The 16,185-nt window shown below is 72.2% G+C and carries 12 protein-coding genes and 1 pseudogene; 9 read left to right on the top strand and 4 right to left on the bottom strand.

Going from position 1 to position 16,185, the window contains the following annotated elements:
• Positions 1-532: 532 nt before the first annotated feature.
• The 4 genes from ACE4Q9_RS20275 to ACE4Q9_RS20260 all read left to right on the top strand — a co-directional run bounded on the left by ACE4Q9_RS20275 (position 533) and on the right by ACE4Q9_RS20260 (position 4,480).
• Positions 533-1,051, top strand: coding sequence for a cysteine dioxygenase (locus ACE4Q9_RS20275; RefSeq protein ID WP_397985642.1), 519 nt, complete (start codon positions 533-535; stop codon positions 1,049-1,051).
• 34 nt (positions 1,052-1,085) lie between these two features.
• On the top strand, positions 1,086-2,045 hold the full coding sequence (gene cofD / locus ACE4Q9_RS20270) for a 2-phospho-L-lactate transferase (protein ID WP_397985641.1): 960 nt from the start codon (positions 1,086-1,088) through the stop codon (positions 2,043-2,045).
• Positions 2,042-3,364: a coenzyme F420-0:L-glutamate ligase gene (locus ACE4Q9_RS20265; protein WP_397985640.1), complete on the top strand. Its 1,323-nt coding sequence runs from the start codon at positions 2,042-2,044 to the stop codon at positions 3,362-3,364. The genes cofD and ACE4Q9_RS20265 overlap by 4 nt, the downstream gene beginning before the upstream one ends.
• 90 nt (positions 3,365-3,454) lie before the next feature.
• Positions 3,455-4,480, top strand: a complete 1,026-nt coding sequence (locus ACE4Q9_RS20260) for a DNA-3-methyladenine glycosylase family protein (protein ID WP_397985639.1) — start codon at positions 3,455-3,457, stop codon at positions 4,478-4,480.
• Positions 4,481-4,618: 138 nt separating this feature from the next.
• Here ACE4Q9_RS20260 and ACE4Q9_RS20255 read toward each other — a convergent pair whose 3' ends face one another.
• On the bottom strand, positions 4,619-5,701 hold the full coding sequence (locus ACE4Q9_RS20255; protein WP_397985638.1) for a sugar phosphate nucleotidyltransferase: 1,083 nt from the start codon (positions 5,699-5,701) through the stop codon (positions 4,619-4,621).
• Between the two features lie 183 nt (positions 5,702-5,884).
• On the opposite strand from ACE4Q9_RS20255, the gene ACE4Q9_RS20250 reads away from it, so the two are divergent.
• From ACE4Q9_RS20250 to ACE4Q9_RS20235, 4 genes are all read left to right on the top strand, one after another.
• A complete protein-coding gene (locus ACE4Q9_RS20250; RefSeq protein WP_397985637.1) occupies positions 5,885-6,631 on the top strand; it encodes a TIGR03089 family protein in 747 nt (248 codons plus the stop codon).
• Positions 6,632-6,826: 195 nt separating this feature from the next.
• Entirely contained in the window at positions 6,827-7,990 is a 1,164-nt protein-coding gene (locus tag ACE4Q9_RS20245) for an LCP family protein (protein WP_397985636.1), read from the top strand.
• Between the two features lie 243 nt (positions 7,991-8,233).
• Complete coding sequence (locus tag ACE4Q9_RS20240; protein ID WP_397985635.1) at positions 8,234-10,114, top strand: LCP family protein; 1,881 nt, start codon at positions 8,234-8,236, stop codon at positions 10,112-10,114.
• Between the two features lie 135 nt (positions 10,115-10,249).
• The gene (locus ACE4Q9_RS20235; protein WP_397987273.1) at positions 10,250-11,878 is read left to right on the top strand and encodes an LCP family protein; all 1,629 of its coding nucleotides are present in this window, start codon (positions 10,250-10,252) and stop codon (positions 11,876-11,878) included.
• A 78-nt stretch (positions 11,879-11,956) separates the two neighbouring features.
• Here the strand turns inward: ACE4Q9_RS20235 and ACE4Q9_RS20230 are convergent, their stop codons facing one another.
• Entirely contained in the window at positions 11,957-12,985 is a 1,029-nt protein-coding gene (locus tag ACE4Q9_RS20230; RefSeq protein ID WP_397985634.1) for a glycosyltransferase family 2 protein, read from the bottom strand.
• Between the two features lie 249 nt (positions 12,986-13,234).
• On the opposite strand from ACE4Q9_RS20230, the gene ACE4Q9_RS20225 reads away from it, so the two are divergent.
• Entirely contained in the window at positions 13,235-14,617 is a 1,383-nt protein-coding gene (locus tag ACE4Q9_RS20225; protein ID WP_397987272.1) for an LCP family protein, read from the top strand.
• Between the two features lie 24 nt (positions 14,618-14,641).
• Here ACE4Q9_RS20225 and ACE4Q9_RS20220 read toward each other — a convergent pair.
• Positions 14,642-15,480, bottom strand: a pseudogene (locus tag ACE4Q9_RS20220) (IS5 family transposase).
• Positions 15,481-15,521: 41 nt separating this feature from the next.
• Positions 15,522-16,079 (bottom strand): acyl-CoA thioesterase, encoded by a 558-nt coding sequence (locus ACE4Q9_RS20215; RefSeq protein ID WP_397985633.1) that lies wholly within the window; start codon positions 16,077-16,079, stop codon positions 15,522-15,524.
• Between the last annotated feature and the right edge of the window lie 106 nt (positions 16,080-16,185).

Below are 16,185 nucleotides of genomic sequence, written 5' to 3'. Positions count from 1 at the left end.
AAATCGGCATAAACCCCGACACACGGCCGACCGCGCGACCGACATCCGTCGGACGCCGCACTCCGCCCGGCACCCGCACGGCCCTGTTCCGGCACCCGCACGGCTCCCCTACGGAGAAAGACGTCCCGACGTTCGATCGCGTTGCACCGCTCGCCGAGCGCTCGGATGTGCCCCATGTGTCCCGGCTTCCCGAGCAGCAAACCTCACGACGGGGGAATGACCCGGATGAGGTGAAATGTGTCCCACATGGCGGGCATCGAGTTGACAGTGCAGGTGTGAACCGTTGTCCTAGGGGGCATGCTCGCGAACTCGGTATCCACCTCGACCCGCCCCGCTGGGTCCCACGGTGCTGCCCGGGCCCGCTGTAGCTGTTGTCGCTGTTCCAGCTGTTGAGCCTGACCCTTCCGCTTTCCGGGTCTTCGCTCCGGCCGCCGCCGACGCCCCGCCCCCCCGCGCGCGCTCGGCCGTTCTTCCTTCGCAGCCCCTCCCACCGGGCTCCCACTCTTCTCAGCCGAGGGACCAGCACACCCCCATGAACAGCGACAACGACCTCCAGATCGCCGGTGACCTGCTCGAGGTGCCGCACCTGCTGCAACCGCCGCGCGAGCACCCGGCCACCGTCGCGGAGTTCGCCGGCCTGGCCCGCGCCATCGCCGCCGACCGCGCCCGGTGGGCGGACCTCGTTCGCTACGACGCCACGACCCGCTGGTACCACCGGCTGCGCACCGGCCCCGGATACGAGGTCTGGCTGCTGTCCTGGGTGCCGGGGCAGGGCACCGGGCGGCACGACCACGGCCGCTCCTTCGGCGTCCTCACCGTCCTGGAGGGCACGCTCACCGAACACACCCGGCGCGGCACCAGGACGCTCACGCCCGGCGCACAGCACGTGTCCGCGCCGGGGTACGCGCACGAGGTCGTCAACGACGCGCTGGAACCGGCCGTCAGCCTGCACATCTACTATCCGGGGCTGACCGAGATGCCCATGCACCCCGCCTCGCACGCCGGTGCGGGTGCCTCCCCCTTCTGTGAGGCGCGTGCGGTGACTGCCTGACGCGTTGTCGGACCCTCCTGCAAGACTGGTCCTCATGCGCATTGTGGTTCTGGCAGGCGGCATCGGTGGTGCCCGGTTCCTGCGCGGTCTCAAGCAGGCCGCGCCGGACGCGGACGTCACGGTCATCGGCAACACCGGCGACGACATCCACCTCTTCGGGCTGAAGGTCTGCCCGGACCTCGACACGGTGATGTACACGCTGGGCGGCGGCATCAACGAGGAGCAGGGCTGGGGGCGGTCCGGGGAGACCTTCCATCTCAAGGAGGAACTGGCGGCCTACGGGGTCGGGCCCGAGTGGTTCGGGCTCGGCGACCGGGACTTCGCCACGCACATCGTGCGGACGCAGATGCTCGGCGCAGGCTATCCGCTGAGCGCGGTCACCGAGGCGCTGTGCGACCGGTGGAAGCCGGGCGTGAAGCTGATCCCGATGACCGACGACCGGGTGGAGACGCATGTGGCCGTCGAGATCGACGGCGACCGCAAGGCGGTCCACTTCCAGGAGTACTGGGTGCGGATGCGGGCCGGCGTGCCCGCCGAGGCGGTGGTGCCGGTCGGCGCCGAGCACTCCAAGCCGGCCCCCGGCGTCCTGGAGGCCATCGCGGAGGCGGACGTCATCCTCTTCCCGCCGTCCAACCCGGTCGTGTCCATCGGCACGATCCTCGCGGTGCCCGGCATCAGGGAGGCCATCGCGGACGCGGGCGTGCCCGTGGTCGGCCTGTCCCCCATCGTCGGCGACGCGCCGGTGCGCGGGATGGCCGACAAGGTGCTCGCCGCGGTCGGCGTGGAGTCCACTGCCGCCGCGGTCGCCGAGCACTACGGCTCCGGCCTGCTGGACGGCTGGCTGGTCGACACCGTGGACGCGGCGTCGGTGGAGCGCGTGGAGGCCGACGGCATCCGCTGCCGGGCCGTACCGCTGATGATGACCGACGTGGCCGCGACCGCGCAGATGGCGCGGGAGGCGCTGGCGCTGGCCGAGGAGGTGCGGGACGCGTGAGCGGAAACCACGCGGAGCGTCCCGCGTTCCAGGTGTGGGCTCCCGCCGGCCTGCCCGAGGTGCAGGCCGGCGACGACCTCGCCAAGCTGATCGCCGCCGCCGAGCCTGCCCTGGCCGACGGGGACGTGCTGATCGTCACCTCCAAGATCGTGTCCAAGGCGGAGGGCCGGATCGTCCGGGCCGACGACCGGGAGGCCGCGATCGACGCGGAGGCCGTGCGGGTCGTGGCCCGCCGCGGCACCCTGCGGATCGTGGAGAACCGGCAGGGCCTGGTCATGGCCGCGGCCGGGGTCGACGCCTCCAACACCCCCGCCGGGACCGTGCTGTTGCTCCCCGAGGACCCGGACGCGTCCGCAGGGGCGATCCGCGACGGACTGCGCGACATCCTCGGGGTCGAGGTCGGGGTGATCATCAGTGACACCTTCGGGCGACCCTGGCGCTCGGGGCTGACGGACGTGGCGATCGGCGCCGCCGGGGTGCGGGTGCTCGACGATCTGCGCGGGGGCACGGACGCGTACGGCAACCCGCTCAGCGCCACCGTGGTGGCCACCGCGGACGAGCTGGCCGCCGCCGGCGACCTGGTCAAGGGCAAGGCCGGGGGGCGGCCGGTCGCGGTGGTGCGGGGCCTGTCGCGGGTGCTGGACCGGAGCGGCGAGGCGGACACCGGCGCGCGGGCGCTGGTGCGCGGCGCGGCCGGCGACATGTTCCGGCTCGGCACCTCCGAGGCGGTCCGCGAGGCCGTGACTCTGAGGCGCACCGTGAGGGCGTTCACCGAGAAGCCGGTGGATCCGGGCTCGGTGCGGCGGGCGGTTGCGGCGGCCGTGACCGCGCCCGCGCCGCACCACACCACGCCCTGGCGGTTCGTGCTGCTGGAGTCCGCCGAGTCGCGCGGCCGGCTGCTGGACGCGATGCGGGACGCCTGGATCGCCGACCTGCGCCGGGACGGCAAGAGCGAGGAGTCCATCGCCAAGCGGGTCCGGCGCGGCGAGGTGCTGCGCAGCGCCCCGTATCTGGTGGTGCCGTGCCTGGTCATGGACGGCGCGCACCACTACGGGGACGAGCGGCGCGACGGTGCCGAGCGGGAGATGTTCGTCATCGCCATGGGCGCGGGCGTGCAGAACTTCCTGGTGGCGCTGGCCGGGGAGAGCCTCGGCTCGGCCTGGGTGTCGTCCACGATGTTCTGCCGGGACGTGGTCCGCGAGACGCTCGGGCTGCCCCCCGGGTGGGACCCGATGGGCGCCGTGGCGATCGGTCACCCCGCGGAGGCGCCGAAGCCTCGGGCGGAGCGGGATACGGAGGCGTTCATCGAGGTGCGGTGAGACGGGGCGGGGGTCTCGTCCCGAGGGCCTAGTCTCGAAGGGCGGCACCGCGGGCAGCGGCCGTACCGGCATTTTGAGGATCTGATCTCCGTGGCAGGACGTTTCGTTCAGCGGCCCACGCGTACGACCGTGCGCGGCGGGCAGGCCGGCGTGTCCGCGGGCGGCGGTGCGGCCGGGATACCGCGGCAGGCCGTGACGCCCGCGCGGGTGCGGCGGTGGGTGCCCGAGGGGCCGCTCGATCTCGGGCTGGTGCTCGGGCCGCTCAGGCGCGGGCCCGCCGATCCGACGTTCCGGGCCACGGCGGACGGGTCCGTGTGGCGGGCGTGCCGCACCCCGGCCGGGCCGGGCACGCTGCGGGTGCGGGCGTACGGCGGTGAGGTGCTCGGCGAGGCGTGGGGGCCCGGCGCGGAGTGGCTGCTCGACGGACTGCCCGCGTTGCTCGGCGCGGCCGACGATCCGGAGGCGTTCGTGCCCCGGCACCGGGTGGTGGCACTGGCGCGGCACCGGCGGCCGGGGTTGCGGCTGACGCGGACCGGGCTGGTGCTGGAGTCGTTGATCCCGTCGGTGCTGGAGCAGAAGGTCACGGCGGACGAGGCGTACCGGGCGTGGCGGCTGCTCGTACGGCGGTTCGGGGAGCCCGCGCCGGGGCCGGCCGGGCGTGGGGAGCGGCCGATGTCCGTCATGCCCGCGCCGCGGACGTGGGCGCTGATCCCCTCCTGGGAGTGGCACCGGGCCGGGGTCGACGACAAGCGCGCGTCCACGATCCTGCGGGCGGTGCGGGTGGCCGCGCGGCTGGAGCAGGCGGCGGGGATGCCGGCGGCGGAGGCCCGAGCGCGGCTGGAGGTGGTACCGGGGGTGGGGGTGTGGACGTCGGCGGAGGTCGTGCAGCGGAGTCATGGGGCGGCGGACGAGGTGACGGTCGGGGACCTGCACCTGCCGGGGATCGTGGGATGGGTGCTGGCGGGGGACCGGTACGCCGACGACTCCGAGATGCTGCGTCTGCTGGAGCCGTACGCCGGTCAGCGGCATCGCGCCGCCCGGCTGATCCTCTTGAGCGGCCTCGCCCCGGCGCGACGGGTACCGAAGATGCCTCGGGTGGACATCGGGCTGCTGTGAGCTGGGGCGGGCGGGGGTCGGGTCGCGGGAAGCGCCCCCGAAGGGGCGCGGGGAACCGCGCGGCAATCCACGACGCACCCGCACCCGGCGACCGGGACAAGCCCCCCGCTCACCCCGGCCGCACCACAGCCCCACCACCTACTGGTCCGACGAGAACCGCACCGCCCCCGCCGGAATACGCGCGTCGCACCACACCCGCGCCCCCTCGCGGAGCTCATTGTCGGGGCCGATGACCGCGCCGTCGCCGATGACCGTGCCGGTGAGGACGGAGCGGGTGCCGACGCGGGCGCGGGTGCCGATGAGGGAGTCGGTGATGACCGCGCCCGGCTCGATGACCGCGCCGGGCAGGATCGTCGAGCCGAAGACCCGCGCGCCCTCCGCGACGAACGCGCCCTCCCCCACCACCGTGCCCCCGGTCAGCTTCGCGTCCGGCGCCACCTGGGCCGTCGGCAGCACCAGCCGGTCACCGCAGCGCCCCGGCACGGCGGGCGACGGCGCCCGCCCGAGCACCAGGTCCGCCGAGCCGCGCACGAACGCCGCCGGGGTGCCGAGATCCAGCCAGTACGTGGAGTCGACCATGCCCTGGAGGTGCGCCCCGGCCGCGAGCAGCTGGGGGAACGTCTCACGCTCCACCGACACCGGCCGGCCCGCCGGGATCGTGTCGATGACCGAGCGCCGGAAGACATAGGCACCCGCGTTGATCTGGTCGGTGACGATCTCCTCCGGCGTCTGCGGCTTCTCCAGGAACGCCAGCACCCGGCCCGTCTCGTCGGTCGGCACTAGGCCGTAGGCCCGCGGGTCGGACACCTTCGTCAGGTGCAGCGAGACGTCCGCGCCCGTCGACTCGTGAGTGTCGACCAGGGCCCGGATGTCCAGGCCCGTCAGGATGTCGCCGTTGAAGATCAGCACCGGCTCGTCGGGGCCCGAGCGCAGCCGCGAGGCGACGTTGCGGATGGCCCCGCCGGTGCCGAGGGGTTCCTCCTCGGTGACGTACTCGAGGTGGAGGCCCAGCGACGAACCGTCGCCGAAGTACGGCTCGAAGACCTCGGCCAGATAGCTGGTGGCAAGGACGATGTGCTCGACGCCCGCGGCTCTCGCCCTCGCCAGCTGGTGGGTGAGGAACGGCACGCCCGCGGCCCGGACCATGGGCTTGGGCGTGTTCACGGTGAGCGGGCGCAGCCGGGTGCCTTTGCCGCCGACCAGGAGGATCGCTTCTGTCACCTGTCGTCTCTGCTTCCTGCCGGGACCGGCCGAACTGTCTCGTTCTACTCGTATCGGCCGGTCAGTGTATGCAGACGGTAGCGACGGAGGCCGTGACGGCCACGCGGTTTGCCATGAGACGGGTGTGAGATCAGTGAGAGACGCGCCCCCGCCGCGCGCCCTCGCGCGCGTACCCTGTGCCGGGTGAACGCCACCGATCGCACCCCCGCCGACCTGCTGACTTCCGCCCTCGCCGCGGATCCCGGCCGCCCGCTGGTGACCTTCTACGACGATGCCACGGGCGAACGTGTCGAACTCTCGGTCGCCACCTTCGCCAACTGGGTGGCCAAGACCGCGAACCTCCTCCAGGGCGACCTCTCCGTGGAACCGGGTGACCGGGTCGCGCTGCTGCTGCCCGCGCACTGGCAGACCGCGGTGTGGCTGCTGGCCTGCGCCTCGGTGGGCGCGGTCGCGGATGTGGCCGGGGACCCCGCGGCGGCCGACGTGGTCGTCAGCGGGCCGGACACGCTGGAGGCGGCGCGGGCGTGCCGGGGCGAACGGGTCGCGCTGTCCCTGCGGCCGCTCGGCGGACGGTTCCCGCAGCCGCCGCAGGGGTTCCTCGACTACGCCGTGGAGGTGCCGGGCCAGGGCGACCGGTTCGCCTCCGCGGACGGCGGGGAGTCGGCGCTGATCGTGGCCGGCGCGGAGTTCAGCGGGGCCGAGGTCGTGCAGAAGGCCCTCGCCGACGCGGAGGGGCTGGAGCTGACGGGGCCCGGTTCGCGGCTGCTGTCGGGGCTGCCGTACGACACCTGGGAGGGGCTCAGCGCGGGGCTGTTCGCGCCGCTGGCCAGCGGGGGGTCCGTGGTGCTCTGCCGGAATCTGGAGCGCCTGGCCGAGGAGGCGCTGGCGAAGCGGATCGAGAGCGAGAGGGTGACGGCGGTACGGCGGTGACGGCGGGCGGAGGCGGGGTGCCGGTGGTCGGATGTCGAGCGCCGGTACGTCGTGGCTTGTCGCACGGTTCCCCGCGCCCCCGGGGCGGGACGCGTCCTCCCCTTGGCGTAGCAGAGGGCGCCTCACCTCGCCCTTGCGCCGCATCGTCGTAGGAGTACGCAGGAAACACCTCTTCCACTCCAGGGGCGCCACGCCGTGATCCACTCCCCCTCTTCCGCCGGCGGGTCGTCCGCGACCGGGGCAGGACTGGCGCGGCGGCGTCGGCGGCGGTGGGCCAAGGGGGCCGGGCTCGGGGCGGCGGTGCTGGTGCTGGCGGCCGTCGGGGCGGGATGGGCGGCGTACGACCGGCTCAGTGCCAACATCCGGGCCGATGACGCGGCGGCCGCCGAGCTGGGCCGGTACGCCCGCGAGCGGCCCTCGGTCGTGGCGCCCGGCGCGCGGAACATCCTGCTGATCGGGTCCGACAGCCGGGCCGGGGACGGAAACTCCCGCTACGGGCGGGACCTCGGCAGTCAGCGGTCGGACACGACGATCCTGCTGCACCTGGCGGCGGACCGGCACAGCGCCACCGCGGTGTCCGTGCCGCGGGATCTGATGGTGGACATCCCCGGCTGCCTCCAGGACGACGGCACCCGCGGCCGGCCGGTGTTCGCGATGTTCAACCACGCCTTCGAGCTGGGCGGTTCGGCGTGCACGGTCCGCACCGTCGAGAAGCTCACGGGCATCCGCGTCGACCACCACATGGTCGTGGACTTCAGCGGCTTCAAGGACATGGTCGACGCCGTCGACGGGGTACGGATCTGTCTGAAGGAGCCCATCGACGACAAGGCCGCGCGGCTCAGGCTGCCCGCGGGCGAGGTCACGCTCGACGGCGAGCAGGCCCTCGGCTACGTACGGGCCCGCGAGTCGCTGGGCGACGGCAGCGACACCGAGCGGATGCGGCGCCAGCAGCGGTTCCTCGGCGCGCTGGTCACGCGGGTGCGCGGCAACGACGTGCTGCTGAACCCGCTGCGGCTGTACTCCGTGCTGGACGCGGCGACCTCCTCGCTCACCACCGATCCGGGCCTCGCCGATCTGGGCGACCTGTACCGGCTGGTGCGGACACTGCACGACATCCCCACCGGGCGGGTGCAGTTCCTGACGGTGCCGAGGGAGCAGTACGTCTACGACGCCGACCGCGACCAACTCGTGGAGCCCGAGGCCGAGAAGCTGTTCCGGCGGCTGCGCGCGGACCAGCCGGTGGTGGTCGCCGGACAGGCACCGGATAAGCCGCCGACGCCGCAAAAGGGCACAAGGGGTGGCTCTTCCCCCGCTCCCACCTACACCGGGAACACGGCCGCCGAGCACGGCTGCGCGTGAGGCATGCACCGAGGCATCCGGCTTCCGCTCAAGCTTCCGCTCGGAAAATGAGGCGGATTGCCCAGTTGTAGGGGCGACGGATTTGTCACCGGGGCCCCTAGACGCTGAACTGGGCGGATAGTGTGAGCGATCCGGTGCACGTGGCCGCGAGGTCCGCCCTGGGGTCGTGCACTGTTTCACCGAGACCCGAGCGCCTTTGCGGGGGAAGGCGCCGCGTGGCCCCGACGGAGGATTCGGACAACCGTGGACGCGCAAGGCCGTGGGCGGGCGGAGAACATCGATCCCGCAGACCAGTGGGTACTCAATCCGAACACCGGCGAATACGAACTGCGACTGCCTCCTTCCGGAACGCAGTCGGTCCCCGGGCCGCGCAAGCCGTCCGCCCAGGACGGGGACGGCCCCCGGCGCCGCCGGCGCAACGACATGGCACCCGGTGAGACCCGCGAGATGAGCACGGTGCCCGCGCAGGACGACGGACGCGAGGGGGGCGGGACACGCACCCGGGACGGGGCGCGCGCCCAGGGCGGATCGCGGGCCCAGGAGGGGGGCCGTACCCGAGAGGGTTCCCGCGCCGGGGACAAGGCGCGCGCCGGGAACGTGCCGCCGCCGAGGACCTCCCGGCGCCGTACCACCGAGCCCGAGGGCGCACCGGGGCGGCGCGGGCGGCGGCCGGTGAAGAAGAAGTCGAAGGCGAAGAAGGTGCTGGGGTGGACCGCCGGCGGCACCGCCTTCGTGCTCCTCGCGGTCGGCACCGCCGGGTACCTGTACCTCAAGCATCTCGAGGGCAACATCAGCGCCACCGATGTCGGGGACGCGGGCTCCAAGGGCTTCAGCAAGGACGAGGCCTTCAACCTGCTGATCATCGGTACCGACAAGCGCACCGGCAAGGGCAACGAGGGCTACGGCGACTCGGGCAGCGTGGGGCATGCGGACACCAACATCCTGCTGCACGTCTCGAAGGACCGGACGAACGCGACCGCGCTGAGCATCCCGCGCGACCTGATCGTGAACGTCCCGGACTGCGAGACCATCCAGCCCGACGGCAGCAAGAAGGTCATCCCCGGCACGGACAACGTGCGCTTCAACACCAGCCTCGGCCAGGACGGCCGCGATCCGGGCTGCACCATGCGCACCGTCGAAGCGGTCACCGGCATACACGTCGATCACTTCATGATGGCCGACTTCAACGCGGTGAAGACGCTGACCAGCGCCGTGGGCGGCGTCGAGGTGTGCGTCGCGCACCCGGTGGACGACAAGGAGTCCCACCTCAAGCTGCCCGCGGGCAAGTCGGTGGTGGAGGGCGAGCAGGCCCTCGCCTTCGTGCGCACCCGGCACAGCTTCGGCAACCAGGGCGACCTGGACCGCATCAAGGTCCAGCAGCAGTTCCTGGGCTCGCTGATGCGCAAGATGTCCTCCAGCGACACCCTCACCAACCCCTCGAAGGTGATGGACCTCGCGGAGGCGGCCACCAAGGCGCTGACCGTGGACACCGGCATAAAGAGCATCAACACGCTGAAGGACATGGCGCTCGAACTCAAGAAGGTGCCGCCGAAGAACATCACCTTCACCACGGTGCCGGTGGTGGACAACCCCGCCGAGAAGGTCCACGCGACGGTGGTGCTCAACCAGGCGGAGGCGCCGGCGGTCTTCCAGGCCATACAGAACGACGTGTCCTTCACCGACGTCAAGCGCAAGGAGAAGGCCGCCAAGGACGCGCAGGCCGCCCGGCTCAAGGGCACCAGGTCCGCACCCGGCGACGTACGCGTGCGCATCCTCAACAGCGAGGCGGCGCCGGGCAGCGCGCAGGCGGTGCTCGACTGGCTCCAGAACACCGAGGGCGTGCTGAAGTCGGAGAACGCGGGCAACGCCCCGGCCGGGCTGCCGAAGACCACGCTGGAATACGCGCCCGACCAGGCCGCGCAGGCACGGGAGTTGGCCGCGCTGATGGGGCTGCCCGGCTCGGCGCTCAAGCCGGGTTCGAGCGTCGTCAACTCCCAGGGGCTGCCCGCGATGACCCTGACCCTGGGCAAGGACTTCAAGGCCGCGGGCACGCCGATCGCCGCCCCGGACAAGGCGCCGAAGGTCGACAAGTCAACGGCCAACGAGGTTAAGTGCGCCTCATAGGTAACCCTGCGGGCCCGTCGTGCGTCTAACTACTCGGCGCGGGACGGGCCCGTCGCATGGCGCAAAAGGGCGGGGAGGGCAGGGAGAGTGGCGCAGAGCGAAGTGCGGGGTGACGCTGCCGAACTGGACGACACGATGGCACTCAACCCGCGGACGGCGGACCCGGAAGCGAGTGCCGGACGGCACGGCGGTGGGCGGCGCAAAGGGGGCTCGGGCTCGGGGGGGCCGGGTGGTCCGGAGGGTGCCGCGGGCGGCCGGCGGCGTCGCCGGCGCGCGCTGCGCTGGTCGGCGACCGTCCTCGCGGTGGTCATACTCGGCACGGCGGGCGCCGGTTACCTCTATTACCAGCACCTGAACGACAGCATACGCACGGGCGAGCGCAGCAGCGGTGACGCCAAGGCGCGCAGGACCGCCCCGAACGCGGCCGGACAGACCCCGCTGAACATCCTGCTGGTCGGCTCGGACAGCCGTAACTCGGCGGAGAACCTGAAGCTCGGCGGCAGCAAGAGCAGCGTCGGCGATCCCCCGCTCGGGGACGTGCAGATGCTCATCCACATATCCGCCGACCGCAAGAACGCCGCGATGGTGAGCATCCCCCGCGACACCCGCGTCGACATCCCCAAGTGCACGGACCCGGACACCGGCAAGGTCTATCCGGCGACCAACGACATCATCAACACCACCCTCGGCCGGGGCGGCGCCGGCTGCACACTGGCCACCTGGGAGAACCTCACCGGGGTCTACATCGACCACTGGATGACGATCGACTTCGCGGGCGTGGTGCGGATGGCGGACGCCATCGGCGGCGTCGACGTGTGTGTGAAGCAGAACGTCTGGGACCGCCCGACCGCGGCCCAGCGCGGCGGCTCCGGGCTGAAGCTGACGGCCGGCACCCACAAGGTCAAGGGCGTGCAGGCGCTCCAGTGGCTGCGCACCCGGCATGCCTGGGGCAGCGACCTGATGCGGGCCCGCGCCCAGCACATGTACCTCAACTCCATGCTCCGCACGCTCAAGTCACAGAACGTGTTCACCGACACCGGGCGCCTGATGGACCTGGCCGACGCGGCCATCAAGTCCCTCAAGGTCTCCGAGGAGATCGGCACGGTCAAGAAGCTCTACGACCTCGGCATGGAGATGAAGTCCGTGCCGTCGGACCGCATCACGAGCGTGACGATGCCCAACGTCCCGGACCCGCGGGACCCCGACAACCACGTCGTCCCGGACACGACCGACGCGAGCAAGCTCTGGGAGATGCTCCGGGACGACGTCCCGCTCGACAAGAACGGCGGGGCCGCGGGCTCCCAGCACACCGCGGACAAGCCGAAGCCGTCGAAGTCGCCGTCCACCGACCCGTCCCGGCTCGGCGTCCTGGTCCAGAACGGCACCGGCTCGGCCACCGAGGCGGCGGTCCCCGGCCGCGCCCGCACCATCGCCGAGGCGCTCGCGGCCGACGGCTACAGCAGGGCGACGGCCGACACCGCACCCCCGGCGCCGCAGGACAAGACGGTGATCGAGTACCCGAGCGCCGACCTCCAGGGCGATGCGCAGGGCGTGGCCAAAGCGCTGGGTCTCCCGGAGACCGCGGTGAAGCAGTCCACCTCGGTCTCCGGCGTCACCCTGCTGCTGGGCGCCGACTGGCGCACCGGTACGACCTTCCCGAAGCAGGCCAAGCCCAAGGCCGGCGACCTCCCGTCCAACGCCGACGCCATCAACGGCGCCGACAAGGGCGGCTGCATGGATGTGTACAAGCCGTACCAGTGGTGAACGCCCTACCGGCACCGACGAGTCGGGGCCCCTCCTTCCCGGAGGGGCCCCGCGCCTCTTGCCGGACGCTCGCGTCCGTCAGGCGGCGCTCCGCACCGCCGGGCGGCGCGAGGCGATGACCCGCTTCGCCAGGGACTTCGGGCTGGTCAGAAAGCCCCAGCCCCAGGACATGTGCATGGTGGCGAGGGCCACGGGGATCTGGAGGCGGGCCTTGAGGGGCAGGCCCTTGCCGGCGGGCAGGGAGCCGAGGACGATCGCGGCGAGGTAGCCGCCGGGGACCACCAGGCCCCAGGGGGTCAGGGCCACGCCGACCACCAGGCCCGCGGCGATTGCGCAGACCGCGGTCGGCGGGGCGAGGTAGCGCAGGTTGATCGAGCCGGAGTGGTAGCGGGCGACGACATGGCGCCAGCGGCCGTAGTCCTTGTACTGCTTGGCCAGCGCCCGCACCGAGGGCCGGGGGCGGTACGAGACCTTCAGCTCCGGTGAGAACCAGATCAGGCCGCCCGCCTCGCGGATGCGGAAGTTCAGCTCCCAGTCCTGGGCGCGGATGAACTCCTCGTTGTAGCCGCCCTGTTGCTCCAGCGCCTCGCGGCGGAACACGCCGAGGTACACCGTCTCGGCGGGGGCCGCCTCGCCGCCGGTGTGGAAGGCCGCGTTGCCGACACCGATCTTGGAGGTCATGGCGGCGGCGACCGCGTGCTCCCAGTCGTTCTCGCCCTCGGCGTGCATGATGCCGCCGACGTTCTGCGCGCCGGTCTCCTCCAGCAGCCGTACGGCGGTGCTGATGTAGTTCGGCGAGAGCATGCCGTGGCCGTCGACGCGGACCACGACCGGGTGCCGGGATGCCTTGATCGCCGCGTTGAGCGCGGCGGGGGTGCGGCCGGTCGGGTTCGGGACGGTGTGGACGCGGGGGTCCTCGGCCACGAGCGCGGCGGCGATCTCGTCCGTGCGGTCCGTGGACGGACCCAGGGCGATCACGACCTCCATCTCGCCGCCGTACTCCTGCGCGAGGATCGCTTGGACGGCCCCGCGCAGATGCCGTTCCTCGTTGAGGACGGGCATGATCACGGATACAGCGGGGAACCGCACGTCGGGCTTGGCGTTCATAGGGCCCTCACGTTACCGCGAACGGGGGACACCGGTGCGCGCCACCGGGGCTCTGACGCGGGATGGAGATCGTATCGGCCTACTGTGCTCACGGATCCCACGTACGGCCTCGTCCGGAGGTGTCCCTTGGCCAGCCCGCCCCGGTCCCCGGCGCGACCCCAGCGCCGCCCGCAGCCGCCCCACCGGCTGCCGCCCCCGCCCGAGCGGCCGACGCGGCCCCTGCCCCGACGACGACGGCCGCGCTGGGCCATGCGGGCGATGACCACGCTGTCGGTGGTGGTGCTCGCCTCCGCGGGCATCGGGCACGCGGTGGTCACCAGCCTGGACGCGGGGATCGCCCGCGTCGACGCCTTCAAGGACATGAAGGACCGGCCGCAGGCGGGCCACGGGATGAACATCCTGCTGGTCGGCACCGACGGCCGGGACAAGATCACCGAGCGGCAGCGGCGCGCCTTCCACCTGGGCGGACAGCCCTGCCACTGCACCGACACGATGATGATCGTGCACATCTCGGCGGACCGGGAGCGGGCCACGGTGGTGAGCCTGCCGCGCGACTCCTTCGCCGAGGTCCCCGCGCACCGGGACCAGACCACCGGCCGGCAGCTCGGCCCGCACCCGCTCAAGCTGAACGCGGCCTACGCCGAGGGCGGTCCCCAGCTGACCGTGCGCACGGTCGAGAGCATGACCCATGTGAAGATCGACCACTATCTGGAGATCGACTTCTCCAGCTTCATGAGGACCGTGGACGTCCTCGGCGGGGTGCGGATCTGTACGGCGACGCCGCTGAAGGACAGCTACAGCGGGCTCGACCTCGCGCCGGGCGCGCACACCCTGCTGGGCGGTGAGGCGCTCCAGTACGTGCGCTCGCGGCACCTCGACGGGGCCAGCGACCTGGGCCGGATGAGGCGGCAGCAGCGGTTCCTGGCCGCGCTGATCGACAAGGCGACGTCCTCGGGGGTGCTGCTGAACCCGATGCGCTTCCGGGACGTGACCCGCGCGGTGCTCGGTTCGGTGCGTGCCGATGTGGGCTTCGGCACCGACGAGCTGCTCGACCTCGGGCGTGCGATGCGGAACTTCTCGCCCTCGTCCTCCGAGTTCACGACCGTGCCCATCGGGCAGATGGACTACCCGGTCAAGGGCATCGGCTCGACCCTGAAGTGGGACCCGGCCCGCGCGGCCCGGCTGTTCCAGGCACTGCGCGACGACAAGCCGCTCAGCGCGCCCCGCCCGCACCCCGCCGACGCCCCGGTGACCGTCGAGACGGACCCGCGGGGAATCCGGGTCGAGGTGGCGAACGGCACCGCCACCAGCGGGCTGGCCAAGCGGGTCGACGCCGAGCTGGCGGCGACCGGCTTCGCCGCCACCCACCAGCCGGTGACCGCGCCCGCCCGGCTGCCGGACACCGTCATCACGTACGACCCCCGCTGGGACCGCTCCGCGCAGACCCTGGCGGCGGCCCTGCCGGGCAGCGAGCTGCGCGCGGCGCCGGGCCAGGGGCCGGTGCTGAAGGTGCTCGTGGGGGACGGGTTCAAGGGCGTGCGGGCGGTGCGCTTCGAGGATCCGGGGCGCGCGGCACAGGGCGCCGGGGGTGTGGTGCGCGGCAACGAGGTGGTCTGCGCGGGGGACACCTGAGCGGGCGCGCTCTAGGTTCTGTCGTCAAATGTCAGCCCACATCAGCAGGGCTGCGAGGGTGACGGCTGCTTGGTAGGACTCGGTGGTCTTGTCGTACCGGGCGGCGATGCCGCGCCATTGCTTCAGTTTGTTGAAGCACCGTTCCACTACGTTGCGCCGCTTGTAGGTGTCGCGGTCGAAGGCCGGGGGTCGTCCGCCGCGGCTGCCGCGGTTCAGCCGGTTGCGGACCTGGTCGGCTCGCTCGGGGATGGTGTGGCTGATCCCGCGCCGCCGCAGCCAGGTGCGGATCGCTCTGGAGCTGTAGCCCTTGTCACCCAGCACATGCGAGGGCCGCACCCGGGGTCGTCCCGGGCCGGTGCGGGGCACCCGGATCGCCTCCATCACGGCGGTGAACTGGGTGCAGTCGTTGGTGTTGCCGCCCGTGACGATGAAAGCCAGCGGGCGGCCCACACCGTCGCAGGCCAGGTGAATCTTGCTGGTCAGGCCGCCTCGGGAGCGTCCGAGGGCCGGGCTGCGGAGCCCCTTTTTCGGGCCCCGGCGGCATGCTGGTGAGCGCGGACGATCGTGGAGTCGACCGACACCAGCCAGTCGATGTCGCCGGCGGCGTCCGCCTTCGCCTGGGCGGCGCGGAGCATCCGCTCGAACGTGCCGTCCGCCGCCCACCGGCGAAAACGGGTGTGCAGCGTGGCCCACGGCCCGTACCGCTCGGGCACATCCCGCCAGGCCGTGCCAGTACGGAACTTCCACACGATCCCGTTGAGGACTCTGCGGTCATCCAGCCGCTTGCGCCCACGCAATGTCACGGGCAGCAACGGCCGGACGAACTCCCATTCTGCATCGGACAGTTCATGGCGACGTATCACCTGACCATGATCCACCACTCAAGATCATTTGAAGACACCGCCTAGTCCCGGAACCCGTCCGCCGCCCGCTGTTCGCGCAGCTCCAGGATGGCGCGGCGGCGGGCCAGCCGGTGGGTGCGGCGGATCTGCGCCTCCTGGTAGCGGCGGCGGTCCCGGTCGGTCTCGGGTATCACCGGGGGCACCTGGCGGGGCTTGCCGTCGGCGTCCACGGCGGCGAAGACCAGATAGGCCGAGCCGACCTGGGTGGGCGGGTTGGACTCGTTCCAGCGCTCGGCGAGGACCCGTACGCCGACCTCCATGGAGGTCCGGCCGGTCCAGTTGACCTGTGCCTTCACATGGACCAGGTCGCCGACGCGGACCGGTTCGAGGAAGGCCATCTCGTCCATGGAGGCGGTGACGGCGGGACCGCCGGAGTGCCGGCCGGCCACGGCGCCCGCCGCGTCGTCCACCAGCTTCATGATCACCCCGCCGTGCACCGTACCCAGCAGGTTGGTGTCGTTGTGGGTCATGATGTGGCTGAGCGTGGTGCGCGAGGCGGACGTGGGCTTGCCCGGAATGTCCGGTTCCACTGCTTCCGACTCCGTGGCCTGGTCTGTCATGCCCTCCACCTTATGCCGAAGCCGCTTTCGCGGAATTTGTGTCAGCTTCGCAACAGCGCCGCCCTTATTTTCCGACAGCCCTTGTAAGCCATACGGCGGGGCCCTG

The organism is Streptomyces sp. AM6-12 (assembly GCF_044327085.1).
Classification (GTDB): domain Bacteria; phylum Actinomycetota; class Actinomycetes; order Streptomycetales; family Streptomycetaceae; genus Streptomyces.
Note: the sequence above shows the minus strand (reverse complement) of the source record. Positions and strands in the feature narration are given on the sequence as shown.

What these genes read in the sequence shown, in the direction of transcription:
- cofD (WP_397985641.1), top strand. Translation starts at nt 1,086, where the DNA reads ATGCGCATTGTGGTTCTGGCAGGCGGCATCGGTGGTGCCCGGTTCCTG.
- ACE4Q9_RS20275 (WP_397985642.1), top strand. Translation starts at nt 533, where the DNA reads ATGAACAGCGACAACGACCTCCAGATCGCCGGTGACCTGCTCGAGGTG.
- ACE4Q9_RS20230 (WP_397985634.1), bottom strand. Translation starts at nt 12,985, where the DNA reads ATGAACGCCAAGCCCGACGTGCGGTTCCCCGCTGTATCCGTGATCATG.
- ACE4Q9_RS20215 (WP_397985633.1), bottom strand. Translation starts at nt 16,079, where the DNA reads ATGACAGACCAGGCCACGGAGTCGGAAGCAGTGGAACCGGACATTCCG.
- ACE4Q9_RS20225 (WP_397987272.1), top strand. Translation starts at nt 13,235, where the DNA reads ATGCGGGCGATGACCACGCTGTCGGTGGTGGTGCTCGCCTCCGCGGGC.
- ACE4Q9_RS20235 (WP_397987273.1), top strand. Translation starts at nt 10,250, where the DNA reads ATGGCACTCAACCCGCGGACGGCGGACCCGGAAGCGAGTGCCGGACGG.